This window comes from Lentzea sp. NPDC036955, from assembly GCF_055608005.1.
The window spans coordinates 777085-803696 of sequence record NZ_JBVJRC010000002.1; the positions used below are offsets into that span (position 1 = coordinate 777085).

General features: G+C 71.5%; 30 protein-coding genes. 15 read left to right on the plus strand and 15 right to left on the minus strand.

The window, feature by feature from the left end:
• The first annotated feature begins 14 nt into the window (after positions 1-14).
• Genes ACZ7CF_RS08455 through nikE form a run of 4 tightly spaced genes read left to right on the plus strand, consistent with a single transcriptional unit; the run spans position 15 to position 5076 of the window.
• On the plus strand, positions 15-1772 hold the full coding sequence (locus ACZ7CF_RS08455; protein ID WP_470369262.1) for an ABC transporter substrate-binding protein: 1758 nt from the start codon (positions 15-17) through the stop codon (positions 1770-1772).
• 1 nt (position 1773) lies between these two features.
• Positions 1774-2724 carry an ABC transporter permease gene (locus ACZ7CF_RS08460; RefSeq protein WP_470369263.1) on the plus strand — a complete coding sequence of 317 codons (951 nt, stop codon included), beginning with the start codon at positions 1774-1776 and terminating at the stop codon, positions 2722-2724.
• The gene (locus tag ACZ7CF_RS08465) at positions 2721-3545 is read left to right on the plus strand and encodes an ABC transporter permease (protein ID WP_360394535.1); all 825 of its coding nucleotides are present in this window, start codon (positions 2721-2723) and stop codon (positions 3543-3545) included. Before ACZ7CF_RS08460 ends, ACZ7CF_RS08465 begins: the two co-directional genes overlap by 4 nt.
• Before the next feature lie 4 nt (positions 3546-3549).
• On the plus strand, positions 3550-5076 hold the full coding sequence (nikE, locus tag ACZ7CF_RS08470; RefSeq protein WP_470369264.1) for a nickel ABC transporter ATP-binding protein NikE: 1527 nt from the start codon (positions 3550-3552) through the stop codon (positions 5074-5076).
• On the opposite strand, the gene ACZ7CF_RS08475 is transcribed toward nikE, so the two are convergent.
• Positions 5037-5279 carry a hypothetical protein gene (locus ACZ7CF_RS08475; RefSeq protein WP_470369265.1) on the minus strand — a complete coding sequence of 81 codons (243 nt, stop codon included), beginning with the start codon at positions 5277-5279 and terminating at the stop codon, positions 5037-5039. The two genes, nikE and ACZ7CF_RS08475, sit on opposite strands and share 40 nt — an antisense overlap.
• Positions 5280-5445: 166 nt before the next feature.
• Here ACZ7CF_RS08475 and ACZ7CF_RS08480 point away from each other — a divergent pair, with 166 nt between their 5' ends.
• The gene (locus tag ACZ7CF_RS08480) at positions 5446-7563 is read left to right on the plus strand and encodes a choice-of-anchor P family protein (RefSeq protein ID WP_470369266.1); all 2118 of its coding nucleotides are present in this window, start codon (positions 5446-5448) and stop codon (positions 7561-7563) included.
• Here the strand turns inward: ACZ7CF_RS08480 and ACZ7CF_RS08485 are convergent, their stop codons facing one another.
• From ACZ7CF_RS08485 to ACZ7CF_RS08505, 5 genes are all read right to left on the minus strand, one after another.
• Positions 7564-8601 carry a GrpB family protein gene (locus tag ACZ7CF_RS08485; RefSeq protein ID WP_458432253.1) on the minus strand — a complete coding sequence of 346 codons (1038 nt, stop codon included), beginning with the start codon at positions 8599-8601 and terminating at the stop codon, positions 7564-7566.
• Between the two features lie 33 nt (positions 8602-8634).
• A complete protein-coding gene (gene ligD / locus ACZ7CF_RS08490; protein WP_360394522.1) occupies positions 8635-9507 on the minus strand; it encodes a non-homologous end-joining DNA ligase in 873 nt (290 codons plus the stop codon).
• Positions 9497-10939 (minus strand): non-homologous end-joining DNA ligase, encoded by a 1443-nt coding sequence (ligD, locus tag ACZ7CF_RS08495; RefSeq protein ID WP_470369267.1) that lies wholly within the window; start codon positions 10937-10939, stop codon positions 9497-9499. The genes ligD (ACZ7CF_RS08490) and ligD (ACZ7CF_RS08495) overlap by 11 nt, the downstream gene beginning before the upstream one ends.
• Positions 10940-11767, minus strand: a complete 828-nt coding sequence (gene ku / locus ACZ7CF_RS08500; protein WP_360394517.1) for a non-homologous end joining protein Ku — start codon at positions 11765-11767, stop codon at positions 10940-10942.
• A 118-nt stretch (positions 11768-11885) separates the two neighbouring features.
• Positions 11886-12863, minus strand: coding sequence for a tyrosine-type recombinase/integrase (locus ACZ7CF_RS08505; protein ID WP_360394514.1), 978 nt, complete (start codon positions 12861-12863; stop codon positions 11886-11888).
• A 617-nt stretch (positions 12864-13480) separates the two neighbouring features.
• Here ACZ7CF_RS08505 and ACZ7CF_RS08510 point away from each other — a divergent pair.
• Complete coding sequence (locus ACZ7CF_RS08510) at positions 13481-14263, plus strand: LLM class flavin-dependent oxidoreductase (protein ID WP_360394512.1); 783 nt, start codon at positions 13481-13483, stop codon at positions 14261-14263.
• A gap of 9 nt (positions 14264-14272) precedes the next feature.
• On the opposite strand, the gene ACZ7CF_RS08515 is transcribed toward ACZ7CF_RS08510, so the two are convergent.
• Both ACZ7CF_RS08515 and ACZ7CF_RS08520 read right to left on the minus strand, forming a co-directional pair.
• Positions 14273-14836: a TetR/AcrR family transcriptional regulator gene (locus ACZ7CF_RS08515; RefSeq protein ID WP_470369268.1), complete on the minus strand. Its 564-nt coding sequence runs from the start codon at positions 14834-14836 to the stop codon at positions 14273-14275.
• A 36-nt stretch (positions 14837-14872) separates the two neighbouring features.
• A complete protein-coding gene (locus ACZ7CF_RS08520) occupies positions 14873-15715 on the minus strand; it encodes an SDR family NAD(P)-dependent oxidoreductase (RefSeq protein ID WP_470369269.1) in 843 nt (280 codons plus the stop codon).
• 91 nt (positions 15716-15806) lie between these two features.
• Here ACZ7CF_RS08520 and ACZ7CF_RS08525 point away from each other — a divergent pair, with 91 nt between their 5' ends.
• Positions 15807-16355 carry a cadmium resistance transporter gene (locus ACZ7CF_RS08525; RefSeq protein WP_470369270.1) on the plus strand — a complete coding sequence of 183 codons (549 nt, stop codon included), beginning with the start codon at positions 15807-15809 and terminating at the stop codon, positions 16353-16355.
• 1 nt (position 16356) lies between these two features.
• On the opposite strand, the gene ACZ7CF_RS08530 is transcribed toward ACZ7CF_RS08525, so the two are convergent.
• Positions 16357-16944 (minus strand): TetR/AcrR family transcriptional regulator, encoded by a 588-nt coding sequence (locus ACZ7CF_RS08530; RefSeq protein WP_470369271.1) that lies wholly within the window; start codon positions 16942-16944, stop codon positions 16357-16359.
• Positions 16945-17004: 60 nt separating this feature from the next.
• Between ACZ7CF_RS08530 and ACZ7CF_RS08535 the strand changes: the two genes are divergently transcribed.
• Positions 17005-17241, plus strand: a complete 237-nt coding sequence (locus ACZ7CF_RS08535; RefSeq protein ID WP_360394499.1) for a hypothetical protein — start codon at positions 17005-17007, stop codon at positions 17239-17241.
• Positions 17242-17250: 9 nt separating this feature from the next.
• On the opposite strand, the gene ACZ7CF_RS08540 is transcribed toward ACZ7CF_RS08535, so the two are convergent.
• Positions 17251-17517, minus strand: a complete 267-nt coding sequence (locus tag ACZ7CF_RS08540; RefSeq protein ID WP_360394496.1) for a hypothetical protein — start codon at positions 17515-17517, stop codon at positions 17251-17253.
• A gap of 2 nt (positions 17518-17519) precedes the next feature.
• Positions 17520-18464, minus strand: coding sequence for a helix-turn-helix transcriptional regulator (locus ACZ7CF_RS08545; RefSeq protein WP_360394493.1), 945 nt, complete (start codon positions 18462-18464; stop codon positions 17520-17522).
• Between the two features lie 44 nt (positions 18465-18508).
• Between ACZ7CF_RS08545 and ACZ7CF_RS08550 the strand changes: the two genes are divergently transcribed.
• From ACZ7CF_RS08550 to ACZ7CF_RS08560, 3 genes are all read left to right on the plus strand, one after another.
• Positions 18509-19621 (plus strand): epoxide hydrolase family protein, encoded by a 1113-nt coding sequence (locus tag ACZ7CF_RS08550; RefSeq protein ID WP_470369272.1) that lies wholly within the window; start codon positions 18509-18511, stop codon positions 19619-19621.
• Positions 19618-20367 (plus strand): ZIP family metal transporter, encoded by a 750-nt coding sequence (locus ACZ7CF_RS08555; protein ID WP_458432244.1) that lies wholly within the window; start codon positions 19618-19620, stop codon positions 20365-20367. The genes ACZ7CF_RS08550 and ACZ7CF_RS08555 overlap by 4 nt, the downstream gene beginning before the upstream one ends.
• A gap of 80 nt (positions 20368-20447) precedes the next feature.
• Positions 20448-20810, plus strand: coding sequence for a VOC family protein (locus ACZ7CF_RS08560; protein WP_470369273.1), 363 nt, complete (start codon positions 20448-20450; stop codon positions 20808-20810).
• Here ACZ7CF_RS08560 and ACZ7CF_RS08565 read toward each other — a convergent pair.
• Positions 20807-21436: a class I SAM-dependent methyltransferase gene (locus ACZ7CF_RS08565; protein WP_470369274.1), complete on the minus strand. Its 630-nt coding sequence runs from the start codon at positions 21434-21436 to the stop codon at positions 20807-20809. The genes ACZ7CF_RS08560 and ACZ7CF_RS08565 overlap by 4 nt on opposite strands.
• Before the next feature lie 28 nt (positions 21437-21464).
• Entirely contained in the window at positions 21465-22160 is a 696-nt protein-coding gene (locus ACZ7CF_RS08570; protein WP_470369275.1) for an SDR family NAD(P)-dependent oxidoreductase, read from the minus strand.
• Between the two features lie 228 nt (positions 22161-22388).
• On the opposite strand from ACZ7CF_RS08570, the gene ACZ7CF_RS08575 reads away from it, so the two are divergent.
• Together ACZ7CF_RS08575 and ACZ7CF_RS08580 are read left to right on the plus strand one after the other, a co-directional pair.
• Positions 22389-23258 (plus strand): sucrase ferredoxin, encoded by an 870-nt coding sequence (locus ACZ7CF_RS08575; protein WP_360394478.1) that lies wholly within the window; start codon positions 22389-22391, stop codon positions 23256-23258.
• Positions 23243-23764 (plus strand): AAA family ATPase, encoded by a 522-nt coding sequence (locus ACZ7CF_RS08580; RefSeq protein ID WP_470369276.1) that lies wholly within the window; start codon positions 23243-23245, stop codon positions 23762-23764. The genes ACZ7CF_RS08575 and ACZ7CF_RS08580 overlap by 16 nt, the downstream gene beginning before the upstream one ends.
• Here ACZ7CF_RS08580 and ACZ7CF_RS08585 read toward each other — a convergent pair.
• Together ACZ7CF_RS08585 and ACZ7CF_RS08590 are read right to left on the minus strand one after the other, a co-directional pair.
• Positions 23761-24375, minus strand: a complete 615-nt coding sequence (locus tag ACZ7CF_RS08585) for a TetR/AcrR family transcriptional regulator (RefSeq protein ID WP_360394472.1) — start codon at positions 24373-24375, stop codon at positions 23761-23763. The two genes, ACZ7CF_RS08580 and ACZ7CF_RS08585, sit on opposite strands and share 4 nt — an antisense overlap.
• Positions 24362-24565 (minus strand): hypothetical protein, encoded by a 204-nt coding sequence (locus ACZ7CF_RS08590; RefSeq protein WP_360394470.1) that lies wholly within the window; start codon positions 24563-24565, stop codon positions 24362-24364. The genes ACZ7CF_RS08585 and ACZ7CF_RS08590 overlap by 14 nt, the downstream gene beginning before the upstream one ends.
• Positions 24566-24591: 26 nt before the next feature.
• On the opposite strand from ACZ7CF_RS08590, the gene ACZ7CF_RS08595 reads away from it, so the two are divergent.
• A complete protein-coding gene (locus tag ACZ7CF_RS08595) occupies positions 24592-25092 on the plus strand; it encodes a CGNR zinc finger domain-containing protein (RefSeq protein WP_470369277.1) in 501 nt (166 codons plus the stop codon).
• Positions 25093-25177: 85 nt separating this feature from the next.
• A complete protein-coding gene (locus ACZ7CF_RS08600; RefSeq protein ID WP_470369278.1) occupies positions 25178-26611 on the plus strand; it encodes an amidase in 1434 nt (477 codons plus the stop codon).
• The last annotated feature ends 1 nt before the right edge of the window (position 26612 follow it).

Below are 26612 nucleotides of genomic sequence, written 5' to 3' on the forward strand. Positions count from 1 at the left end.
GAGAGGGGTATTTCGTGCGGGTGAAGTTGTGCGCGTTGGTCGCTGCCGCGACCGTCCTGGGGGCCACGACACCGGCGGCGGTGGCGCAGCAGCCGACGATCCTGAAGGTCGCGATCGTGCAGCAGATCGACTCGCTGAACCCGTTCCTGGCGGTGTTCCAGTCGAGCACCGAGGTCAACCGGCTGATGTACGACTACCTCACCGCCTACGCCGCCGAGGACCAGCGCGTGACCGAGGGGATCGCCAGCCGGTGGGAGACCTCGGCGGACAAGCTCACCTGGACCTTCACGGTGCCCGAGGGCAAGAAGTGGAGCGACGGGCAGCCGATCACCGCCCACGACGTCGCGTTCACCTACACCCTGATGCTGACCGACGAGGCCGCGCGCACCGCCAACGGCAGCTTCGTCGCGAACTTCGAGTCCGTCACCGCCACCGACGACCGCACCGTGGTCATCAGGACCAAGGCACCGCAGGTGACGATGCTGGCGCTGGACGTCCCGATCGTGCCCCGGCACGTGTGGGAGGAGGTGACCGCCGTCAAGGACTACGCCAACGACCGGATGCCCGTCGTCGGGTCCGGGCCGTTCGTGCTGACCGAGCACGTGGCCGGGCAGTTCATCAAGCTCAAGGCCAACAAGGACCACTGGCGGGGCGCACCGAAGTACGACGAGCTGCACTTCGTGTACTTCCAGAACTCCGACGCCGCGGTGCAGGCACTGGGCAAGGGCGAGGTCGACCTGGTCAACCGGATGGCACCGGCCCAGTTCGACTCGCTGGCCGGCCGGCAGGGCGTGACGCGCAACAAGGCGCAGGGCCGCCGGTTCACCGAGCTGCTGATCAACCCCGGCGCCGCCACCCGCTCGGGTGAACCGATCGGCGACGGCAACCCGGCGCTGCGCGACGTGCGGGTGCGGCGGGCCATCGCGCAGGCCGTCGACATGGACGCGCTGGTCTCCCGGGTGAACCTCGGCTACGCCGAGCGCGGTGCGGGCCTGGTGCCACCGGTGTTCGCCAAGTGGCACTGGCAACCGAGCGAGCAGGAACGCCGCAGGTACGACCCGGCCGCGGCCAACGCCGCCCTCGACGCCGCCGGTGTCGCGCGCAAAGCCGACGGGACCCGGTTGGCGCTGCGGCTGATGGGCCGGGCCGGACGCGCCTACGACGAACAGGCCTCGGAGTACCTGAAGCGGTCGCTGGGCGAGGTCGGGATCGCACTGGACGTGCGGCTGGTGTCGGACAACCAGCTCAACGAGGCCACCACGGCCGGCACCTACGACCTGGCGTTCTCCGGCTGGGCCACCAACGTCGACCCCGACTTCGTGCTGAGCCTGCACACCTGCGGGCAGCGTCCCGGCGCGGACGGCAAGGGCGGCACCACCGACGCCTACTTCTGCGACGAGACCTACGACCGGCTCTACGCCCGCCAGCTCTCGGAGTTCGACGAGTCCAAGCGGATCGAGCTGGTCAAGCAGATGCAGGCCCGCTTCTACGACCAGGTGCCCGCGGTCGTGCTCGCCTACGACAACGCCCTGGAGGCCTACCGGTCCGACCACGTCGCCCGCTTCACCACGCAACCGGCGCAGGGCGGCGTGATCATGGCGCAGAACGGCGTGTGGGGCTACTACGGCGCCGAACCCGCCGACCGGGCGGCGACGACGGCGACGGTGAGCCGCACGGCACTGGTCATCGGCGGCGTGGTGCTGCTGGGGCTGGTCGTGGTGGTGGTCGCCGTGGTGGCGCGGCGGCGGGCGACGGTGGGGGAGCGCGAATAGCGTGCGGCTGCTCGGTCGGCTCGGCGGTGCTGCGCTGAGCCTGGTGATGGTGGCGGTGCTGGGGTTCTTCCTGTTCCGCGTGGTGCCCGGCGACCCGGTGGTGTCGATGACGCGCGGACGGCCGACGACCGCGGCGATGCAGGCCGAGCTGCGCGCGCAGTTCGGCCTGGACCGGCCGCTGCTGGAACAGTTCTGGACCTACTTCACCGGGTTGCTGCGCGGTGAGCTGGGCACGTCGTTCACGTTCCGCCGGCCGGTGGCCGACGTGATCGCCGAACGCCTGGGCCCGACGCTGCTGCTGGTCGGCACCGGCACGCTCATCGCGGTGCTGCTGGGCCTGTGGCTGGGCATCCGGGCGGCGTGGAAGCGCGACACGGCGTTCGACCGGGTGACGACCGGGGTGTCGCTGACGCTGTGGGCCGTGCCGACGTTCTGGCTCGGCATGCTGCTCATGATGGCCACCGGCGACCTGTTCCCCTCCCGCGGCATGCGCGACACCGACACCGCACCCGGCTTCCTGTCCCAGGCACTGGACGTCGGGCACCACCTGGTGCTGCCGTCGCTCACGCTGGTCGCGGTCGTGGCGGCGGAGTACATGCTGGTGATGCGCTCGTCGCTGCTGGAGGAGATGCACGCGCCCTACCTGACCACGGCACGGGCCAAAGGGCTGCGCGACGACCTGGTGCGCCGCCGCCACGCGGTGCCCAACGCGGTGTTGCCGGCGATCACGCTGGTGTTCCTGCGGTTTGGGCTGGTGGTCGGCGGGGCGATCACGACGGAGACGGTGTTCTCCTGGCCGGGGCTGGGGCTGTTGTTCTACGACGCGCTGACCGGACCGGACTACTTCCTGCTGCAGGGGCTGCTGGTGGTGACGGCGGGCGGGGTCGTGGTGATGAACCTGCTGGCCGACCTGCTGCACGGCGTGCTGGACCCACGGGTGAAGGTCGTATGAGGGTGATGCTGTCCCACCGCTCGGGTGTCGCGGGCGCGGTGGTGCTGCTGGTCGCGGCGGTGGTGGCGGTGCTCGCGCCGTGGCTGGTGCCGGCGGAGGCGCTGGACGTGACGCGGGTCAGCGCACGGGCCTGGCAGCCACCGGACGCGGCCGCGTGGCTGGGCACCGACCACACCGGCCGCAGCGTGGCCGCCCTGGTCGTCTCCGGTGCGGGCACGTCGTTGTTCGTCGGGCTGACCGCGGCGGTGCTGTCGGTGGGCATCGGCACGCTGGTGGGCATCACCAGCGGGCACTTCGGCGGACTGGTGTCGGGGGCGTTGCTGCGGGTCACGGACTTCTTCCTGGTGCTGCCGGCACTGGTGCTCGCGATCGCGCTGTCCACGGTGCTGCCGCGCGGGCTGGGCACGATCGTGCTGGCCATCGGGCTGACGAGCTGGCCCTCGACGGCGCGGATGGTGCGGGCGCAGACCCTGACGATCGAGGCACGGCCGTTCGTGGAACGCGCCCGCGCCCTGGGCGGCGGGCACCTGCACGTGATCGGCCGGCACGTGCTGCCCTCGGTGGTACCGCTGGTGCTGGTGAACACGACGCTGGCGGTGGCGTCCTCGATCGTGGCGGAGTCGACGCTGGCGTTCCTCGGGCTGGGCGACCCGACCCGGATCTCGTGGGGCGCGATGCTGCACCAGGCGCAGCTGCACGGCGCGGTGCCGCAGCGGGCGTGGTGGTTCCTGTTGCCGCCGGGAGTGGCGATCGTCGTGGTGGTGCTGGCGTTCACGCTGGTCGGCCGCGCCCTGGAAGCCGTTGTGACACCGAAGAGGTGACCTGGTGCTGGAGCTGAAGAACCTCACCGTCCACTACGGACCCAAGCGAGTCGTCGACGACGTGAGCCTCACCCTGGCCGCCGGGCGGACGCTGGGCCTGGCGGGGGAGTCGGGGTCGGGCAAGTCGACGCTGGCGATGTCGGTGCTGCGGCTGCTGCCCAAGACCGCGCGGGTCGAGGGCGAGGTGCTGCTCGACGGCGAGGACGTCGCGGCGATGTCGTGGGGCCGGCTGCGAGCGGTGCGGTGGGCATCGGCGTCGGTGGTGTTCCAGGGGGCGATGCACTCGCTGAACCCGGTGCGCCGCGTCGGCGAGCAGATCGCCGAACCGATGCGCCTGCACCACACGCCCGGCAACGTCCGGGAGCTTCTGGAACAGGTCGAGCTGCCGGCCGGCAAAGCCCGCGCCTACCCGCACGAGCTCTCCGGCGGGCAGAAGCAGCGGGTGATGATCGCGATGGCGCTGGCGTGCTCACCGCGGCTGGTGATCGCCGACGAACCGACCACCGCGCTCGACGTCGTGGTGCAGGCCCAGGTGCTGGCACTGGTCACACGGCTGGTCACCGAGCAGGACCTGAGCCTGCTGATGATCAGCCACGACCTGTCGGTGCTCGCGCAGACCTGCGAGGACCTGGCGGTCATGCACCGTGGCGCGCTCGTGGAACGCGGCGGCACCCGCACGGTGATCGCGAACCCGCGCCACCCGCACACCGCGGCGCTCGCGGCGGCGTTCCCGGTCATCGGCGACCCCGCCCACCGCTGGACCGAGCCCGCGGAAGACCCCCCGCGGCCACTGCTGCAGGTGCGCGACCTGCGCGTGGACTACGGCCGGACCCGCGCGGTCGACGGCGTCGACCTGGAGGTCGGCCACGGGGAGATCGTGGCGCTGGTGGGGCAGTCCGGCTCCGGCAAGACGACACTGGCCCGCGCCATCATGGGCCTGCGGTCACCGTCCTGCGGCACGGTGGTCTTCGACGGCGCCGAGGTGCCCCGCTCGGGCCGGTCGCTCAAGGCGTTCCGCCGCCAGGTGCAGCTCGTGCTCCAAGACCCCGCCAGCGCCCTGAACCCCCGCCACACCGTCTACGCCGCCGTCGCGGAGGGACTGCGCGTGCACGGCCTGGCCGACGACGAACACGCACAGGTCACAACCGCCGTCGAACGAGCCGAGCTGCGGCCCGCGACGGTGTACCTCGACGCCGTGCCGCACGAGCTGTCCGGCGGCCAGCAGCAACGGGTGGTGATCGCCGGCGCCCTGGTGCTGCAACCCCGCCTGCTGGTGGCCGACGAACCGGTCGCCTCCCTGGACGCCTCGGTGCGCGGCGAGATCGTGGCGCTGTTGCTGCGGCTGCGCCGCGAGCTGGGCCTCGCTTCCCTGATCATCACCCACGACCTCGGGCTGGCGTGGCAGATCGCCGACCGGGTCGCGGTGATGCACCAGGGCAAGATCGTCGAACAGGGCCCGGTCGACCAGGTGCTGCTCAACCCCGAACACGACTACACCCGCACCCTGGTCCGCGCGGTACCGCGCATCTGAGGCGCTGCACCGCCCCCGCCGAGACCGGCAGGGGCGGCGTGGACCGCTGCGACCGCACCCGCCAGCGGCCGCGGGTACAAGCCGCCGATCAGCTGTTCGTGCCCCACGATCCGCCCAACCTCCAGCGCGAGCAGCGCCCACTGCCGCATCGCGGCGACCTCCCGCCCGCCGACCTGCACCGGACCCGGCACCCCCACCACCACGACCGGTGCTCCTTCCCGGCACCGCACACCCACCGGGCCGGAACCGGCATTGGTCCGAACAGGCCGACTACCGGTGCAAAGCGGTGATGGTGTGTATCCGAACGCCCGCGTGCGATCTCCTTCCGATCGGTCGGGGAACAGAACCCAACGAGCGGAGACCACGCGCATGAGACCCACCCTCACGGTCGGCACCGCACTGGTGACCACCGTGGCCTTGGCCCTGCCCGCGCACGCGGCCACCGGCAACCTGCCCGGCGGCACCAGCATCGGCGTCACCATCACCAGCCCCGCACCCGGCACCCTGGTCGTACCGGGCCCCGTCACCGTCACCGGCAAGGCCACCATCGGCACCGGCGTCGCGATCGTCGACACCGCGCTGACCTACGTCCTGGACGTGTCCGGCTCCACCGCCTCACCCGTGGCCGCCGGCTGCGGCGGAGACCACAACGGCGACGGCCAGCCCAACACCGTCCTGGACTGCGAGGTCGCCGCAGCCAAGGCCCTGCACGCCAAGGCCGCCGTCCCCAACACCGTCGTGGGCAGCGTCGGCGCCGCCGTGTTCGGCACCGACGGCACGCCGGTCGACGTCAGCCCCGCCGCCGGCGAGCAGAAGACCGCCGCCCCCGCCGCCGACACCAACGGCAACGGCACCCCCGACGTCATCGAGGCGGTGACCACCGCCCGCTACGGCGGCGTCGGCCTGTTCACCGACCACAGCTTCCCCAGCGGCACCAACTACACCGCCGCGCTGACCGCCGGACTCGCCTCCGCCACCGCCGCACCGCAGCAGCGCAAGCTCATGGTGTTCCTGTCCGACGGCGCCGGTGCCGGCTCCGTCGACGCCCAGCTGCAGCAAGCCGTCGCCGCCGGCATCACGATCTACACCTTCGCCGTGTCCAACGGCGTCGCCTGCGACCTCGCCGGCTCGCAGAGCTCGTTGCGCAAGATCGCCGAGACCACCGGCGGCACCTGCACCGAGGTCCCCGACGTCTCCCAGCTGCCCGACCTCGTCCCCGGCGTGATCGCCTCCAAGCTCACCCAGCTCACGCTCACCGTCGACGGCGGCGCCGACCTGCCCGTCACCGCCATCACCCCGGCCCTGCCCCAGGACGGCCCCGCCACCGTCGACTACACCGTCGACACCCCGGCGCTGACCGCGGGCACCCACCAGCTGTGCGTCACCGCCCGCGGCACCGACGGCGGGGGACCGGGCAGCGTCACCGAATGCACCACCGTGCGCGTCAACGCCCCACCCGTCGTCCTGCCCGGCGGCCCCTACGCCGGCCAGGAAGGCACCGACGTCACCCTCGCCGGCACCGTCACCGACCCCGACGGCCCCTCGCTGACCACCTCCTGGACCGCCACCCCGCAGTCCGGTGTCGACGCGGGCGCCATCTGCACCTTCGCCGACCCCACCGCCCAGACCACCACGGTCAGGTGCACCGATGACGGCGTGTGGACCCTGCGGCTGACCGCCGACGACGGCCTCAACCCGGCCGTCTCCACGACCACGACGCTCACCCTGACCAACGTCGCCCCGAACACCACCCTCACCGCCGACAAGACCCTCGCCACCCGCGGCACCACCGTGAACTTCACCGCACCGTTCACCGACATCGCCGCCAACGACACCCACACCTGCACCTTCGACTACGTCGACGGCGGCGCGCCGGAGAACGGCACCGTCAACCACAGCGCCAAGACCTGCACCGGCTCACACGCCTTCACCACCCTGGGCGTGCACAACGTCCTGGTGACCGTCACCGACGACGACGGCGGCTCCGCCACCGCGGTGCTCACCGTCGTCATCTACCTGCGCGGCGAAGCATGGGCCCTCTCGGCCAGCGGCCTGATCACCGTCGCCAAGACCCCGCACGCCACGTGCCCGCCCAACGAGGACAAGACCATCGCCACGGTCAACGTCCTGGGCCTGGCGTCGGTCAACGCCCTGCACGCCGACTGCACCCTCGACCCCACCACCGGCCGCACCCAGGCCAACGCACGCGTCGAAGGCGCCACGCTGCTCGGCGGCGCCATCCAGCTCAACGCCGTCGAAGCCTCCTGCACCAGCGACTCGAGCGGCATCACCGGCACCTCCAAGGTCGGCAGCCTCAACGGCCAGCCGATCGGCTCCGCACCCGCCACCATCGGCATCCCCGGCGTCGCCACCGTCCACCTCAACGAAACGACCACCGGCCCCGGCGGTCAGCTGACCCAGACCGCCGTGCGCGTGCAGACGCTGCTCGGCCAGCAGATCGTCATCAGCGCGTGCCGCCTGGGCTGATCAGGCCAGCGCCCGCAGGATGATCCGCTCCACCACGCGCGTCTTGGCGTCGGCGTAGTCCTGGACCCGGTCCCAGGTCCGCCCCGCCAAGACGCGCTTGGTCCGCTCGTACTCCTCCCGGTCCGCCGGGTGGGAACGCAGCCGGTCGCGGAACACCAGCATCCGGTCGACCTCCTCACAGGCAGGGGAGAACACGTGCAGGTTCACGTCCGGCCCGTGGTCGCGCAACAACCGGTGCTCGTACCAGCCGTGCTCCCGCAACCGCAGGTAATAGCCCGCCGCCACCAACGCCGGCACATAGGCGTCCTCGTCGTTCGAGTCCGCCACCACCAGCAGAACATCGATCAACGGCTTGGCCGCCAACCCCGGCACCGACGTCGACCCCACGTGCTCCAGCCGCAGCACCGCCGCCCCCAGCGCACCCCGGATCCGCCGCGCCTCCCGCTCGTACCAGCCCGGCCAGTCCGGGTTGTAGTCCTCCAGCACGACCTGCCCCGACCCCACCGGCGACTCCGTCACGAACTCCACGTCGTCCGACGGCAACCGCCACGCCACGTACGCGCGTTCCAGGATCTCCAGCACGACCTCGTTCTTCGCCGCCGCGTAGTCCCGCACCCGCTCCCACTGCCGCCCGGCGAGCTCCCGCTTCACCCGCGCGTACAGCGCACGGTCCTCGTCGTTCACGCGCAACCAGTCGCGGAACACCCGATGCCGCCGCACCTGCGCACACCCCCGCGCGAACACGTGCAGGTTGACGTTCGTGTCCGGCCCCTTGAGGATGCGGTGGTGGTGCCAATCGTCCTCCCGCACCACCACCCGATACCCCACGGCCTCCAACGCCGGCACGTACGACGCCTCATCCGCCGCGTCCGCCACCACCAGCATCAGGTCGACCACCGGCTTCGCGCACAACCCCGGCACCGACGTCGACCCCACGTGCTCCAGCTCCGCACCCGGCACCGCCCCCAGCACCCGCGCACGCTCCCGCTCGAACAACCCCGGCCACGCGCAGTCGTACTCCACGAGCTCGACGTCCACGACACACCCCCTCGTAGGCAGTCGGCCAGAATATCAACCCCCGAACAGGTCACCCACCGCATCAACCCGCGCCAGCACCTCATCCGCCGTGAACACCAGGTCCTCCACCACCCGGCACTCCTCGACCTCGTCCCACGTCACCGGCGCCGACACCGTCGGCCGCTCCCGCGCCCGCAACGAGTACGGCGCCACCGTCGTCTTCGCCGGGTTGTTCTGCGACCAGTCGATCAGCACCTTCCCGGTGCGCTGCGCCTTCGCCATCGTCGACACGACCAGCTCCGGGAACTCCCTCGCCAACCGCCGCGCCACCCCCTTCGCGTACTCCGACGTGTCCTTCGCCGGCGCGTACGCGTACACCTGCATCCCCTTGTTGCCCGACGTCTTCGCCCACGAGTCCACACCGTCGTCGTCCAGCACCGTCCGCACCAGCTCCGCCACCCGGCAGCACTCCACCACCGTCGCCGGCGCCCCCGGATCCAGGTCGAACACCAGCAGGTCCGGATCCCGCTTCCCACCCCGCGGACCCACCGTCCACTGCGGCACGTGCAACTCCAACGCCGCCAGGTTCGCCAGCCACACCACCGTCGCCAACTCGTCGACCAGCACGTAGTTGACCGTCTCGTTGCCCTTCGTGCTGCCCGGCGACTCCAACCGCACCGTCCGCACCCACTCAGGACGGTGCTGCGGCGCGTTCTTCTCGAAGAACCACTTCCCGTCCACCCCGTTCGGGAACCGCTTCAACGTCACCGGCCGGTCCTTCAGGTGGGGGAGCAGCACCGGCGCGACCCGCGTGTAGTAGTCGATCACCTCACCCTTGGCGAACCCGAACCCCGGGTACAACACCTTGTCCAGGTTCGTCAGCTTCAACACCCGGCCCTCGACCCGCACCGACACCTCACCGCTCACCCCGCGTCACCTCCCCGGGCGTCTTGTCCGGCCGCAACCCCCGCCACGCCGGGAACCGCATCCGCCCGTCCGGTGTCCACTGCCGGAACACCACCTCCGCCACCAGCTCCGGCTCCACCCACTTCGCGCCCCTGGACCTCTCCCTCGGCATCTCCGTCACGAACGGAGACGACCTGCGCGCCAACGCCTTCAACCGCGGCGTCAGCACCGCCAGCTCCGCGTCGCTGAACCCCGTGCCCACCGACCCCGCGAACGCCAGCCCGCCGTCCTGCGGAATACCCAGCAACAACGCACCGATCACCCCCGCACGCTTGCCCTCACCCATCCGCCAGCCCCCGATCACCACCTCCTGCGCCATCAGATCGGTGATCTTGCGCCACACCGGCGACCGCAACCCCGGCTGGTACACCGAGTCCAGCCGCTTCGCCACCACACCCTCCAGACCCTGCTCCCGGCTCGCCGCCAGCACCGCCGCCCCATCGGCGTCGTACGACGGGGGAGTGAGCCAGTTCGGCCCCCTCAGCCCCAGCTCCCGCAGCAACTCACGGCGCTGCCGAAAAGGCAACGACACCAACGACCGGCCATCCAGGTGCAACAGGTCGAACACCAACAACGTCACCGGGTACTGCCGCGCCGCCCGCCGCGCCGCATCCGACTTGCTCACGTGCATCCGGTTCTGCAACGCGCTGAAACTCGGCCGCCCGTCCCGCAACGCCACGATCTCCCCGTCCAGCAACGCCTCCGTCGACCCCAGCTGCGCACCCACCGCCTGCAGCTCCGGATACGCCACCGTGATGTCGTTGCCCAACCGCGACCACGCCTGCACCCGGCCACCCTCGACCCGCAGGATCGCCCGGACACCGTCCCACTTGAACTCGTACGCCCACTCGTCATCATCATCAGCAGGCAACGGACCCGGAACCGCCAGCATCGGCTTCACCTGCTCGGGCAACACCTGCCAGTCCGGCCGCGCATTCGCGTACCGCCGCTTCACCATCCAGTTCTTCCCGTCCCCACCCGACCGGAAGAACACGAACTGACCCTCGACCCGACCCCCGCGCAGGACCACGTCCACCTCGCGGTCCGACCACTTCACCGTCTCGTACCGGCCCCGGTCCCAGATGACCATCGACCCGCCGCCGTACTCACCCCTCGGGATCTCACCCGAGAACTCCGCGTACTCCAGCGGGTGGTCCTCCGTGCGCACCGCCAGCCGCACCACATCCGTCGTCGGCGGCAACCCCTTCGGCACCGCCCACGACACCAGCACCCCACCCCGCTCCAACCGCACATCCCAATGCAGGCTCGACGCGTGGTGCTCCTGAACCACAAACGTGTCATCGTCACCACGGGGGAGAACCGCAGCACCCGGCACGGGCTCCGGCGTCCTGGCCGGATCCCGCTTGCGCCGGTACTCGTCGAGCCCGGCCATCTACGCCGACGAAGCCTTCTTCTTCGGAGCGGCCTTCTTCGCCGACGCACCCTTGCGCCCGGCCTTCGCCTTCTCCACACTCCGCTCCAAAGCCGTCATCAGGTCGATCACATCGCCCTTGTCCTCCGACTCCGGCTGCTCGGGCAACTCCGCACCCTCCGCCTTCGCCGCGATGACCTTCTCCAGAGCATCCCGGTAGTCATCGGTGAACGAGCCCGGATCGAAGTCACCCGCCATCGACTCCACCAACGACGTCGCCATCCTCAACTCCTGCGGACGCACCTCCACGTCCTGCTCCAAGAAGTCGAACTCCGCCCTGCGGATCTCATCCGGCCACAACATCGTGTGCAACACCAGCACGTCATCACGCGCCCGGATCGTCGCCAGCGTCTCCTTCTGCCGGATCGTGATCTTCACGACCGCCAGCTGACCCGTCTTCACCAACGCATCCCGCAACAACACGTACGGCCGCGCCGCCGCCTTGTCCGGCTCCAGGTAGTACGTCTTCTGGAAGTAGATCGGATCGATCTCCTCCGCCGGCACGAACTCCAGCACCTCGATCGACTTGTCGGTCCTCACCGGCAACTTCTCGAAGTCCTCGTTCTCCATGACCACCATCCGGCCGTCGTCCAGCTCATAGCCCTTGGTGATCTCGCCGTACTCCACCTCGTTGCCGCACACCGAACACACACGCTTGTACTTGATGCGCCCGCCGTCCTCACGGTGCACCTGGTTGAAACGGAAGTCGTGCTCCTCGACAGCCGTGTAGAGGCGCACGGCGATCGTCACCAACCCGAAGGAGATGGCCCCACGCCACACGGATCTCATTCCCACTGAGTACCCCTGAAATGCGGTTTTCGCACCACCACGTCACCCACACGGCCCACCCCACCGGCACCAGGGCAACCCCGACCCACCGAGGCTCCCGCACACCGGTCGAACCCCACTACATGTCCCGCAACGCCCGATACGTCCTATTACTCGCCACCGCCGCACGCCGCTCCCGCGCCGTCGCCTCGATGTAGTTCTGACTCGTCGCCAAACTCGCATGCCCCAGCAACGCCATGATCTCGCTCGCCGACGCCCCGTCCTCCGCCAACCGCGTCGCGAACGTGTGCCGCAACGCGTGCAGGTTCGCCCCCGTCGGCACCCGGTCGTGCAACCCCGCCCACCGGAAACACGACTTCACCAGGTACTCCAACCCACCCCGCCCGATCGGCTCACCATGCCGATCCCGCAACAACGCACTGTCCCGGTCGAACCGCCCCTGCGGAAACCGCCGCCGGCAACTCGCCAGGTACGCCTCCACGATCCGCTCCATCGGCGGCTCGATCGGCACCGACCGGTCCCGGTTCCCCTTGCCCTTCACGTGCAACCGCCGATCACCCTCCCGCCCCACGACGCTCGCCAGCGTCAACGTCCGCATCTCCGCACTGCGCAACCCCGCCACCAACCCCAGCGCGATCACCAGCACGTCCCGCTCCGGCCACGGGTCGCGCCCCTTGCGCGCCCCCTCCGCGGCCGCCGTCAGCAACTGCTCGGGCGTGTCCTCACCCCGCAACGGCTTGGGCACCAGGGGAGGGGTCTTCGGCCGCGCCACCGCACCCATCGGGTTGCCCGCGATCAGGTCCTCGGCCACGCAGAACGTGAGGAACTGGTTCCACGTCGACCAGGCCCGCAGCACGGAGCTCTTGGCGTGCGTGTCCGCGAACAACCCGAAAGCGTGACGCAGGTTGGCGCCCGTGAGGTCCTGCACGACGAGGTCCTCGACGGGGGAGGAGAGGGTCTCGGCCAGGAGTGCGGTCACGCCGGCGAGATCCCGCTGGTAGGCCGCGGTGGTGTGCGGCGAGTCCTTGCGGGTCCGGCGGGCGAGGAAGAAGGCGTCCTGCGCGGCGAGCACGTGCATATGGATCTTGTACCGCACAGCACCGACAATTCCGCGTTCTGTGCTGGATAATCGCCATTATGCATCAAATGTCCGTTTCGCCGGACTCCGGCGGCGGGCGGTGGCACGGTCGGTGGCGCCGGAGTTCCTCGGGGAGCCCGCGTCACGATTCACCGGTTCGCGCGTCTCTTCCACAACCAGTCGATGCCGACCGCGCTCCGGCATCGCCGAGGTTCGAGGTTCAGGCGTCTGCAGGGGTGTCCGCCGACCTGCCCGTGGGCGACACCCGCAGACGCACCTGAGGACGGTCCGGCGCGACGGCCTGGGATTCGGGTCCTTCTGGACGATCTCCGCAGGTCGCCGTTTCGCCGATAATCTACATTATGTCAAGTAACGCGGATCCGGCGCAGCTGGAGTCCTCCTCCGGGGTTCGCGCGCCTGCCTTGCGCCGCGTTGCGTTCGCCGGGCGCCGACGCTCGGTTCGCGTGTCGGTTCGCCGTTCTGCGTCGGGACGCGCGTCGCTGTTGCCGCCTGGTGAAGGTGGCGCTTCGGTGACCGCGCTGCGGCCGCTCGCCGACGCTCGCCTGCTTTCGTCACCGTGGCGTTAGCTCCCCTGGTCAGATGATCTTGTCAGGGGTGCTTGCCACACTCGGTGCATGCGATTCGCGATGTACGTGCCGTGTTTCGGTCCGGAGCTGGGTGACCCGGCTGAGCTCGTGTCGCTGGCGGTGGCCGCCGAGGAGGCGGGGTGGGACGGGTTCTTCCTGTGGGACCACGTGGTGGTGCCGGACGAGCCGGTGGTGGCGGACGTGTGGGTGGTGCTGGGTGCGGTGGCGGCGCGGACGTCGTCGATCCGGTTGGGGCCGGTGGTGACGTCGTTGGGGCGGCGGCGGCCGTGGAAGGTGGCGCTGGAGGCGTCGACGGTGCAGCGGTTGTCGGGTGGGCGGTTGGTGCTGGGGGTGGGTGCGGGGACGCCGCAGGACTTCTCCCCCTTCGGTGAGGTGGTGTCGCGGGCGGAGGCGATGTCGGAGGGCGTGGGGTTGGTGCGGGCGTTGTTGTCGGGTGAGGTGGTGGATCACCGGGGTGCGTTGTTCCGTGCGGAGGGTGTGCGGTTCGCGCCGGTGGAGGTGCCGATCTGGGTGGGTGGGGTGTGGCCTCGGGAGGTGCCGTTCCGTGCGGCGGCGTTGGCGGACGGGGTGGTGCCGGCGGTGTTCGGTGGGTCGGGGTTGGCGGTGGTCTCCCCCGCTGATGCGGCGCGGATCAAGGCGGAGTTCGTGGCGTCGGGTGGGCCGGTCGGGGGTGATCTGGTGATCTGGGGTCCGGGGTTGTCGGATGTGGGTGCGTATGAGGAGGCGGGGGTGACGTGGGTGCTGACTGATGGTGGTGCGCGGGATGTGGCGGGGTTGCGGGAGTTCGTGGTGGCCGGTCCCCCGCGGTAGGTGTGCGGGTCAGGAGGCGTGGAGGCCTTCGAGGAGGGTGTCGAGGTAGCGGTGGGCTGTGGTGACGCGGTCGTGGGTGGGGTGGCCGTGGAGGTGGACGGCGTAGGCGATGCCGCACATGAGGGGGACGATGTCGCCGTCGTGGACGGTGGTGCGGACGTGGCCGGCGTCGCGGGCGCGGGCGAAGAGGGCTTTGCCGAGTGCTTGGAGTTGGTGTTTGAGCTCGGTGGTGTGCGGGAGGGCGTCGGTGGTGGAGGCGACGACTTTGACCGTGGCGGGGTCGGTGACCTGGGCTTCGACGGTGCGTTCGAGGAAGGTGCGCAGGGCGTGCCAGGGGTTGTCGGCGGTGAGGGCGTGGTGGCCGTGTGCGGTGAGGGTTTCGAGGCAGGGGGTGGCGATGGTTTCGAGGAGGGCTTCGGTGGTGGCGAAGTGGCGGTAGACGGTGCCGACGCCGAGGCCTGCGCGGCGGGCGACGTCGTTGAGCTGCAGTGGGGTGCCTTGGTCGACGAGTTCGCGTGCGACGGCCACGATGCGGTCGAAGTTGCGGGCGGCGTCCTTGCGCAGCGGCGTCATGTGTCCAGGGTAATTGGATAGCCCATCCGTATTGGGTCAGCTGGGCTCGAGTGGCGCGTGCTGTTCACTGAGGCGGCGGATGGCGGCGATCACGTGGGGTTGCAGTGCGGTGCGGTGGGGGGTGGTGGGTGTCCCGTTCGGCCCAATGAGGAGTTGTGTTCGGCCGGTGAGTGCGGGGTCGGTGGCGGCGGTGATGGAGGGTTGTGCGGCGTGGGTGGCGGGTCGGGCGGTGGAGCGGGCGAAGGTGCGTTTGACCAGTGGCCAGAGCAGGCGCAGTGGTGGGGAGACGATGTTCGGGTCGTTCATGGTGCCGTTGGTCATGTCGGTGGCTGCTCCGCCGGGGTCGGCGGCGATCACGGTGATGCCGTTGGTGCGGGTGCTGAGGTCGAGGGTGTAGGCGAGGTTGGCGAGTTTGGCGCGGCCGTACCAGTGGAAGGCGTAGTAGCCGCCGGGTGGTTCGGTGTGGTCGAAGTTCTTCTTGGCGGCGATGACGGCTGCTGAGGTGACGTTGACGATGCGGCCGGTGATGACGGGCAGGAGCAGTTCGGTGAGCAGGTAGGGCGAGAGGTGGTTGACGAGGAAGGTGGCTTCGAGGCCGTCGATGTGCTGGTGTCGGGGGAACATGGCGCCGACGTTGTTGATGAGGACGTCGAGTGGTCCTTCGTCGGTGAGTTTGCGGGCGAGTGCGCGTACTTGGTGCAGTGAGGCGAGGTCGGTGCGGAGGAATCGGGCTTCTCCCCCGATTTGTGCGGTTGCTTGGTGTCCTCGTTGTGGGTCGCGTCCGATGACGGTGACGGCGAATCCGCGTCGTGCGAGTTCTTTTGCGGTTTCGAGTCCGATGCCGGCGGTTGCGGCGGTGATGACTGCTTTGGGTGGCATGGCGTCTCCTGTGTGGATAGTTGATCCGTTTCGGGACGCTAGCACATCCGGATGAGCTATCCGTTTGTCGCGTGCGCGAGAATCCCCGCTCGTGGACCTCGCTGTGATCGCCCAGGCCGCGGGCATGTTCGCCGTCACCAACGTCGACGACCTGGTGCTCCTGGCCCTGTTCTTCGCCCGCGCCCGCTCCGCCTGGCAGATCGTGGCCGGTCAGTACCTGGGTTTCGCGGGCATCCTCGTGGTGGCGGTGCTGGGTGCGCTCGGCGCTTCCCTGCTGCCCGAGCAGTTCCGCCCCTGGCTCGGCCTGATCCCCCTGGCGCTGGGCTTGAAGGCGGCCTGGTCGCTGTGGCGCGGGGACGACGACGGCGATCCCGGCGCGGCTCCGGGCGTCCTGGCCGTCGCGGGTGTGACGCTGGCCAACGGTGGCGACAACATCGGCGTCTACGTCCCGGTCTTCACGGTGACCGACGCGCTGTGGCTCTACGTCGTGGTGTTCCTGGTGCTCGTGGGCGTGTGGTGCCTGGCGGGCTGGTTCCTGGCCTCCCGGCAGGTGGTCGCCCGCGCGCTGGCCAGGTGGGGTCACATCGCGTTGCCGGTGGTGCTGGTCGGGATCGGTCTGCTGGTGTTGTTCTCCGGCTGAGTCACCGGAACAGGGTGTCGAGCACGTGGCCGAGGATCGCGGCGGGGTCGGCGGCGGGGGCGACGGTCTGGCGCAGGGCGAGGCCGATGCCCAGTGCGCCGAGCAGGACGACGGCCTGCTCCAGGGGCAGGGCGGGGTGCATTCCGAGGCGGCGGGAGTGTTCGCGCAGCAGTGCGGTGACGGCGTCGTCGTGGCGTTGCTGGACGGCGGCGACCTGGGTCGCGGTGCCGGGGTTCTGGGCGGTCGCGGCGAGCACCTCCGCGGCGGCCGCGCTCCACCGCGCGGCCTGGTCGCCGGTCGTGGTGGCGGGTGTGAGTGCGGCGATCAGGTCGTCGCGGGTGGTGGCCGCGCTCAGGGCGGTGCGCAGGGTGTGCAGGTGGGTGTCGGCGTCGGTGTCGACGAGGGCGAGCCAGAGGCCTTCCTTGCCGCCGAAGTGCTTGTAGACGGCGCCGCGGGTGTAGCCGGCGTCGGCGGCGATCTCCTCGACGGTGGCGGCGAGGAAACCGCGGCGCAGGAAGACCTGGCGGCCGGCGGTGAGCAGGTGGTCGTGGGTGAGCCGCTGCTGCTCGGCTCGGGTGAGGCGGGTCATCGCCGTCCATTCGGTAACACGGTGTTTCTGGATACGCGACGTTACTGTACCGTCGGGTGAGTGGAGCTCCTGGCGTCCGTGGCCGCGTTGCTGAGCCTGCCCCTCTTCCTGGCGGGTTTCGCCTGGTACGCCCATCGGGCCCGGCGCAGCGGCAGCGGGCATTCGCTCATGGCGCCGTTCGAGGAGATCTGGGACCCGGTTGCACACCGGACGAACGTCGAGGTCCAGGCCGAGGCCCAGCGGCAGGACGAGGCGCCCGCGCCCGGTGACCCGGTCAGGTTGCGCCGCAGGCGGTAGGCCGGGTGCTCACAGGGGCCACAGCGGCCGTGCGCGGGTGGGGTCCGCGACCGCGTCGGACAGGGCGGCGGCCAGTCCCGCCAGGTCCTGTTCGCTGAGGTCCCTCTCCCCCACCCGGCGCAGCACCTCGGCGCGCGAGCACACCACCACCGCTCCCGGGCAGGCGCCGAGCTCGGCCGCGGCGACGATCTCGGTGGCCCCGTCGTGCAGGACCAGGACCGGGTCGGGGGTGTCGGTGTAGAGCAGGTGCTCGATGTCCCTACCCGTGATGGCCATGGTCAGTCTTGTACGGCGCGGGCGTAGCGGGCCGCAAGGGTGCGAACGTGTGCAACCAGGTCGGGCGGTGAGGTGACCTCGAAGTCGAAGCCGAGCATGCTGATCCAGACGGCGAGGGTCTCGACGGAGTCCGAGCCGGTCACCAGGACGCAGGTGTGCTCGTCGACGGCCTCGACGCTGCCGATGGCGGGGCTGATCCGGGTGAGGACCTCGGTCGCGGGGGCGTGGACGAGGACGCGGGCCTCGTAGCGCCAGGCCGCGGAGGTCACCCGGGAGGCGACGTAGGTGGTGGCGTCGAGCTCGCGCGGGGTGAAGCGGGGCCCGTGCGGTGGTACGGGGCGGCTGATGCGGTCGACGCGGAAGCTGCGCCAGTCCTGCTTGTCGGCGTCCCAGGCGACGAGGTACCAGCGGCGGCCCCAGTTGACGAGGCGGTGGGGTTCGGCGCGGCGGCGGGTGGGGGTGCCGTCGTGGGAGGTGTAGTCGAAGCGGAGGGTGTCGCTGTCGCGGCAGGCGGCGGCGAGGGTGGTGAGCAGCTCGGGGTCCAGCGCCGGTGCGGGGCTGTCGCGGGGGACGGACTCGACGCCTTCGAGCGCGGAGACGCGGTGGCGCAGCCGGGAGGGCAGGACCTGTTCGAGCTTGAGCAGGGCGCGCAGCGACACCTCCTCCAGGCCCGTGACCGGCGTGGTGCGCAGGGCCACGGCGACGGCGACGGCCTCGTTGTCGTCGAGCAGCAGCGGGGGCAGCTCGGCGCCGGCGCCGAGGCGGTAGCCGCCGAAGCTGCCGGTGGTGGCGTTGACCGGGTAGCCGAGCTCGCGCAGCCGGTCGACGTCGCGGCGGACGGTGCGGGGGCTGATCCGCAGCTCGTCGGCGAGCTCCGAGCCCTGCCAGTCGCGGCGGGACTGCAGCAGGGCGAGCAGGCGCAGCAAGCGTGCGGAGGTTTCCAACATGACCCGGAACTTTAGGACAGGAGCTGGCCACAATGCCGCGGAGGATGGGTGACACGACGGAGATCAGGGAGTTCCGGGTCGCGGTCGGCGCGGCAGAACTCGACGAGCTGGCGCTGCGCCTGGCGCGCACGCGGTGGACCGACCAGGTGCCCGGTGCGGGGGCGCGCTACGGCGACGAGGTCGAGACCGTGCGGGAGCTGGCGCGGTACTGGGCCGAGGAGTTCGACTGGCGGGCGGTCGAGGCGCGGCTCAACTCCTTCCCGCAGTTCGTCACCGAGATCGACGGCACGGGTGTGCACTTCCTGCACGTGCGCAGCACGAATCCGGACGCGTTGCCGCTGCTGATGATCCACGGCTGGCCGGGCACGGTCCTGGAGTTCGTGGACGTCATCGAGCACCTGCGCGACGACTTCCACCTGGTGATCCCCTCGACGCCCGGTGTCGGGTTCTCCGGTCCCACGACCGCGACCGGCTGGCACTCCGGGCGGGTCGCACGGGCCTACGCGGAGCTGATGAGCCGGCTGGGCCACACCCGCTACGGGGTGCACGGCAACGACGCCGGGGCGATCATCGGCCCGGAGCTGGGCCGGGTGGACGGCGAGCACGTGGCCGGGGTGCGCGTCACGCAGGTCTTCTCGTTCCCCTCGGGCGACCCGGCCGAGGTGGAGGGGCTGACGCAGGACGAGCACCGGCGCCCGGGGGTGCTGCAGAACTTCTACGACACCATGTCGGGGTACGCGAAGCTGCAGCAGTCGCGGCCGCAGAACGTGGCGTTCGCCCTGGCCGACTCCCCCACAGGTCAGCTCGCCTGGATCCTGCAGCTGATGGGTGAGCCGGCGGTGAGCAGGGACTTCCTGCTGGCGAACGTGTCGATCCACTGGTTCACCCGCACCGCCGGGTCCTCGGCGCGGCTGTGCTACGAGGACGCCCACCGCGAGGACACCCCGGGCGAGCCGACGACGTTCCCGCTGGGCGTGGCGGTCTTCCCCGACGACTTCCAGTCGATCCGCCGCTTCGCCGAACGCGACCACCACAACCTGGTGCACTGGTCGGAGTTCGGCCGCGGCGGGCACTGCTCCGGGCACGAGGCACCCGATCTGCTGGCCGAGGACCTGAAGGTGTTCTTCGCGAAGTTGCAGGGCACCCCGCCTCGGTGACGCAGTGGATCGAAGCGGGACTGTGGGGTCTGGCAGGTGGCGGCGCGCTCGTCGCGGGCGCGGTCGTCGCCTGGTTCGTGCGCGTGCCGCGCGACGTGGTCGCGGTGGTGATGGCCTTCGGCGCGGGCGTGCTCATCGCGGCGGCGTCGTTCGAGCTGGTGGACGAGGCCGAGCAGACCGGTGGCCTGCTGGCGACCTCGGCCGGGTTCGCCGGGGGCGCGCTGGCCTACGTGCTGGCGAACGTGGTGCTGGCCCGCCACGGGGCACGGCACCGCAAACGGGCCGCGAACCAGCCCTCGGAGTCCGACCAGGCCGGCAGCGGCACGGCGATCGCGGTCGGCGCGCTGCTCGACGGGGTGCCGGAGTCGGTGGTGCTCGGTGTGTCGCTGCTCGACGGCGGGGGCATCGGGGTCGCGATGCTGGTGGCCGTGGTGATCTCCAACGTCCCGGAGGGCCTGTCCAGCGTCGCGGGCATGAAGCAGGCGGGGCGCGGAGCGGGCTACGTCTTCGGCGTGTGGGGTGTGATCGCCGTGGCCAGCGGCATCTCGGCGGCGCTGGGCAACGTGCTGCTCGACGGCGCCTCCCCGCAGGTGATCGCCGTCATCACCGCCACGGCCGCCGGTGCGATCCTGGCGATGATCGCCGACACCATGATCCCCGAGGCCTTCGAACGGGCCCGCCTCTACACCGGGCTGTGCACCACGGCGGGGTTCCTCACGGCGTTCGTGGTGGAACGTTTGGGCTGACGCGGGGTGCCCGGCGGGTGGGCGTTAAGGTCGCTCGCGCCGCCAGCAGGTGGCGCGAGGTGCGGCTGACGAGGAGAGTCGTGGCGATCGGTGAGCTCTACGACGTGGTGCTGGACTGCCCCGAACCGGACGAGCTCGCGGAGTTCTACCGCGAGCTGATCGGCGGGAAGGTCACCGACTCCGACGGGTGGTGGACCACCCTGGAGGCCCCCGGTGGGATGCGGGTGTCGTTCCAGCGCGTCGACGACTACGAGCCGCCGCAGTGGCCCGGCCAGGAGCACCCGCAACAGGTGCACCTCGACGTCATGGTGAGCAACCTCAACGAGTCCGAACCGCTCGTGCTCGAACTCGGGGCGACCAAGCTCAAGGGCTCGCGGTCCAAGACGGGGTTCCGCGTCTACGCCGACCCCGCCGGTCACCCCTTCTGCCTGGTGACCAACTAGGCGGTCCACACGGTCGCGCTGCGGGTCTCGGTGCTCTCCAGCGTCAACGGCACCGGCACCTCGTAGCGCGCCCGCTGCGTGAACCGCTCGCGCGGCAGGTGCGCCCGGTCCGGGTCGCCCAGCAGCACCACCGCGCCCCGTGCCGCCGCCCGGTGCAGGAACGGCAGCACCAGCGCGGTGATCCGCGCGTCGTAGAACACGTCCCCGGCGAGCACCACGCCGGCGCCCGCGGCGTCCCCGGCGAGCTGGTCGGCGGCCAGGGTCGTGACGCGCACCCTGTTGACCGCGGCGTTGAGCCGCACTGCCGCCAGCGACAACGGGTCGATGTCGTTCGCGACGACCTCCCGGGCTCCCGCCAGCGCGGCGGCGATCGCCACCAGCCCTGAACCGGACGCGAGGTCGAACACCGTGCGGCCCGCGACCAGCTCGGGGTGGTCGAGCACGTGCCGGGCCAGCGCCTGCCCACCGGCCCACGGGAACGCCCAGAACGGCGGCTGGTCGTTTTGCGTGCGCTCCCACAGCTCCATGGCCTCGCACGCGCTGTGCAGCACGATCTCGGGCACGAGCGGCACCGGCGTCGGAGTCGTGTTCGCGAGCACGAACTCCGCCAGGGTCGGAGCGGGCATGACCCGGCAGTCTAGGTGCGCCCGCCCGTCACATCCCGCCGGTCACCCGCAGAACCGCCCCGGTGGTGTAGGAGGCTTCCGCCGACAGCAGCCAGGCGATGGCGTTCGCGATCTCCTCGGCCTCCCCCGCGCGTCCCAGCGGCACCCGCGGCGCCACCCGGTCGGCCCGGTCCGGCACACCGGAGAGCCGGTGGATGTCGGTGCGGACGGTGCCCGGCTGCACGCAGTTCACCCTGATCCCGCGCGGCGCCAGCTCCTTGGCCAGGCCGACGGTCAGCGCGTCGACCGCGGCCTTCGTGGCGGCGTAGTGCACGTACTCGCCGGGGCTGCCCAGCGTCGCGGCACCGGAGGACACGTTCACGATCGCGCCCGCGCTCATCCGCCGGGCCGCCTCGCGGGCCACGAAGAACGCGCCGACGACGTTGACGTCCACGACGCGGCGCAGGTCCTCGGTGCGCAGCTCGGCCAGCGTCCCCACCGGGGAGGTGATGCCCGCGTTGTTCACCACGCCCGTGACCTCGCCGGCGGCGTCGAACAGCCGCGCCACGTCGTGCTCGTCCGCGGTGTCGGCCCGCACGGCCACCACACCCAGCTCCTGCTCCAGGGCACGGGCCTCGTCGGCGGCCTGCCGGTAGCTGATCACGACCCGGTGCCCGTCGCGCACCAGCCTGCGCGCGGTCGCGGCACCGATCCCCCGGCTTCCCCCGGTGATCACCGTTGTCATGCCGGTCACCCTAGGACCCGCACGCCCGCGGTCAGAGCTGCCCGGCGCGGGTCACCACGACGAACGCGACGTTGACCGGGGCGGTCGTGGTCTCGTGGCGGCCGTGCACGCAGGCGGCGCCGTCGCACAACCCAGTGGTGTGTTCACCCGGTCGATGCCGGGTACCCGCCGACGATGAAGGTAAGGGTGTCCTTAGCCATCACCCGATCGGCCGTATAGAGTGCGCAGATGAGGTGCTCCGTACTCGCCGACCTCGCGGGTGAGCCGCTGGCCGGCACGGCCGCGACCGCCACCGCGTGGCTGTGCCTGGAGCAACCCGGCCCGTGGGGCCGCGACGCGCTGCTCGACAGCCACCTCGACCGCGAGCTGGGTGCCGAGCTGCACCGCCGTGCGAGCGGCACGGGGGTGCGCATCCTGCTGATCCGCCGTCCCGGCCGCCACGCCGACACCGGTGTGCCCGCCCGCCGCCGCGTCTACCTCGCCGCCACCACCCCCGGTGCGTCGTGGCTGGAACAGGCCGACGTCGGCGCGCCCGAGGAGCTGCTGGAGCTGGACTTCGCCGCGCTGGGCGCCGGGCGTTCCACGGCGTTCGGCACACCGGTGCACGACCCGTTGTTGCTGGTGTGCACCAACAGCAAACGCGACGTGTGCTGCGCGCTGTACGGGCGGCCGATCGCCACCGCCCTGAACCTGTGGGAGTGCACCCACACCGGCGGCCACCGCTTCGCCCCCACCGGTGTGCTGCTGCCCACCGGCCACCTCTACGGCCGCCTGGACCACGACCTGGCCGAACGGCTCACCACCAAGGGCGTCTCCGCCGAACGCTGCCGGGGCCGGTCCTGCTTCACCCCGCGCGGGCAGGTCGCCGAGGTCGCCGTGCGCGAGCGGATCGGCGAGACCGGCGACGTGCTCACCGTCGTGGCCGAGAACGCCGGCTCCGCGACCGTGCGCCACGCCGATGGCCGAGAATGGCGGGTGACCCTGACCGAGCGGCCGGTGCCGCCGCGCCCGTCGAGCTGCGGCCGCTCACCCGACACCGCGACCGCACTGGTCGCGACCGCCGTCGACGAACTGGTGAGCGCGTGCCGCCCAGGCTGATCCACCTCAACGGTCCCACCGGCGTGGGCAAGTCCACCCTCGCCGCCCGCTACGCCGCCGACCACCCGCTCACGCTCAACCTCGACGCCGACCGGATCGTGGGCCTGGTCGGCGGCTGGCAGGACGACTTCTTCGCCACCGTCGACCTGGTCCGCCCGCTCGCGCTCACCATGGCCGCCCACCACCTGCGCACCGGGCACGACGTCGTGATGCCGCAGCTGATCACCCGCCGCGACCAGCGCGACGTCCTCGCCGACGCGGTGAGCTCCGCCGGCGCGCGGTACGTGGAGGTGGTGCTGCTCGCCCCGCGGACCACGGCGATCACCCGGTTCGAGCAGCGCGACGAACCCATCGACGCCGTGGTGAGGGCACTGGGCGGGCAGGCGCTGATCCACCAGGTGTTCGACGACCTGCGGCGGTACCTGACACCGGGGACGACGGTCATCGACAACGGCGGGCTGGACGTGGAACAGACCTACGCCGCGCTGCTCGCGGCCCTGGGCTAGCTGCCCGCTTCGCGGTGCTGCGCCGGGGGCGCGACCGGGCCGGGCACGGTCGCGGAGAACACGCCGATGCCCAGCGCGTACGGGTCGTCCAGGCCCACGGTCTCCAGCGTGTCCACCGGCAACGCCAGCAACGAGATCGCCACCCCCAGGAAGTACGCGTCGAGCAGGCCCGTGTCGCGCACCGTCGAGGGCAGCCCCGCAGCCTGCTGCAGAGCGGCGGCGGCCTCGGCGTTGGCCAGCACCATGCCCGACAACGCCGCACGCACCCCCGGCCGGCGCACCGCCTCCAGGTACAGCTCCACCATCGCGAGCATCTGCGTCGGGTCCTCGGCGACCGCGCGCCGCAGCAGCGCCGGGTAGAGCTCGGCGACGTCGGCGGGGCTGATGTCGGCCGGGGTGGTCTCGCGCAGGCGGTCCACGGCGGCGCGGTGCAGTGCGGTCATGCGCGCGGCGGAGGCCTCGAGGATGGCCTCGCGGGTCGGGAAGTAGTTCTTGGTGGTGCCGATGGGGACGCCGGCCTCGCGGTCGATCGCGCGGTGGGTCAGTCCCCGGCCGCCCTCCACCGCGAGGATCTGGATCGCGGTGTCGCACAGGAGATCACGACGGCTCACGCCCCGAGGGTACTTGGTCACCGCTGGTCCGCGGCACCGGGCGGAACGCGCTGGTCCCGGCGGTCGCGGTGAGCACCCCGCGGTCGATCACCAGGAACAGGCCGCACACGCACCGCACGTAGGCGACCGGGCCGTGGCGGGACAGGGCGGAGTCGCAGGGCCAGTGGCACGCGGGGCAGGTGGCGATCATGCCCCCAACTCTGGTGTCATGGTCTAGTGCATTTCAACCCTTACGGCGGGGCGGCCGCCGAGCTCGCCGCGACCCTGGTCAACGCCGACCCCGCCACACCCCTGCTCGACGTGCTGAAAGCCTCGGACTACAAGCCGCTGGGCTCGCTGGACGCACGCCAGGAACGTGACGTGCGGAACTGGGTCGAGCGGCTGCGGCAGGTCTTCCGCGAACCGGGCGTCGACCTGCTCAACGACCTGCTCGCCCAGTCCTCGACCACGCACTACATCTCCACCCACGACGGCCGCGCGCCGCACCTGCACTACGCACGCGAGGACGCACCCACCGACGTGCGGCTCAAGGCCTACACCGCGGCGGGGATGGCGGCGCTGTTCTGCGAGGACGCCGGGCGCATCGGCTGGTGCGACCGCGACGGCTGCGACACCGTCTACGTCGACACCAGCCGCAACGGCCGCCGCCGGTTCTGCTCCACCAGGTGCGCCAACCGCGTCAACGTCGCCAACCACCGCAGCCGCCAGCCCGCCTGACTCCCCCTGCCGGCTCAGCCGGTGACGAGGACCGCGGACTCTCATACCGGTACTGCGGTCCGGGTGATCACGTTAAGGTCGGGCCATGACCGAGGAGCTGGTGTTCGCCGGTGTCGCCGGGCAGGCCGCGGCGATCAGGGCGGGCGAGGTGACCTCGCGTGAGCTGGTGCGGCGGCACCTGGAGCGCATCGAACGGCTCGACCCGGTGCTGCGGGCGTTCCGGGTCGTGTTCGCCGAGCAGGCGCTGGCCGAAGCCGACGCCGCCGACCGCCGCGATGCCGACCTGCCGCTGCGCGGTGTGCCGATCGCGGTCAAGGAGGACCTCGCGGTCGCCGGTCTGCCCACCACCGGGGGCACCAACGCCGCACGCACCCCGCAGCCGGCCGACTCCGCGGTCGTGGCCCGGCTGCGCGCCGCCGGCGCGGTGGTCATCGGCCGCACCAGGATGCCGGAGCTGGGGCTGTGGCCCCACACCGAGAGCGGCTGGGCCGGGCCCACGCGCAACCCGTGGTCGCTCACGCACTCCCCCGGCGGGTCCAGCGGCGGATCGGCGGCCGCGGTCGCGGCAGGACTGGCCGCGGCGGCGATCGGCACCGACGGCGCCGGGTCCATCCGCATCCCGGCGGCGGTGACCGGCCTGTTCGGGCTCAAGCCCCAGCGCGGCCGCGTCTCCCTCGCCCCGCAGCCCCAGGCGTGGGGCGGGCTCGTGGTGGCCGGGCCGATCACCCGCACGGTCGAGGACTGGGCGCTGGTCGCCGATCAGATCCACGGCCCCGTGCCCGGTGACGCGCACGTCGCCCACCCGCCGCGCACCACGTTCACCGACGCCGCCCGCACCGACCCCGGCCGGTTGCGCATCGGGGTGTCGCTGCGGCCGTGGGGACCGGGCATCGGCATCGACGACGAGGTCCGCGACGCCGTTCAGGACACCGCCGTCCTGCTGACCGACCTGGGCCACGACGTCGTGCGGCTCGACCCGCCGATGAAGGACCTGTCGGCTTCCACCCGCTTCGCGCTGCGCTACCTGCACAACGCCCACCTCGCCCGCACCGAGGTGGAGCTGCCGGACCTGCTCGAACCGCGCACCCGCGCCGCCGCCGACCTCGGCCGGCGCCTGCCGCAGGCGCTCGTGCGCTGGTCACGCAGCCAGGACGCGGCGCTCACGGCGCACGCGAACCGCGTCTTCGGCCGGGTCGACGTGCTGCTGACCCCGGCGCTGACCCGGCCGCCGATCCGCGTGGGCGAGTGGAACCGCACCACCGTCGTCGCGGCTCTGCTGGCCGCCGCCCGCTACACGACGTTCCTGCCGTTGTGGAACATCGTGGGCAACCCGGCCGCGTGCGTCCCCGCCGGCCGCAGCGCCGCGGGACTGCCGCTCGCGGTGCAGCTCGTGGGCCGCCAGCACGACGAGTGCACCCTGCTCTCGCTCTCCGCCCAGCTCGAACGTGTCCGGCCGTGGGCGGACCGGACCCCTTCCGGCCTCGACCACGCAGCACGAGTGCGGACTGTCCGGAGGTGAA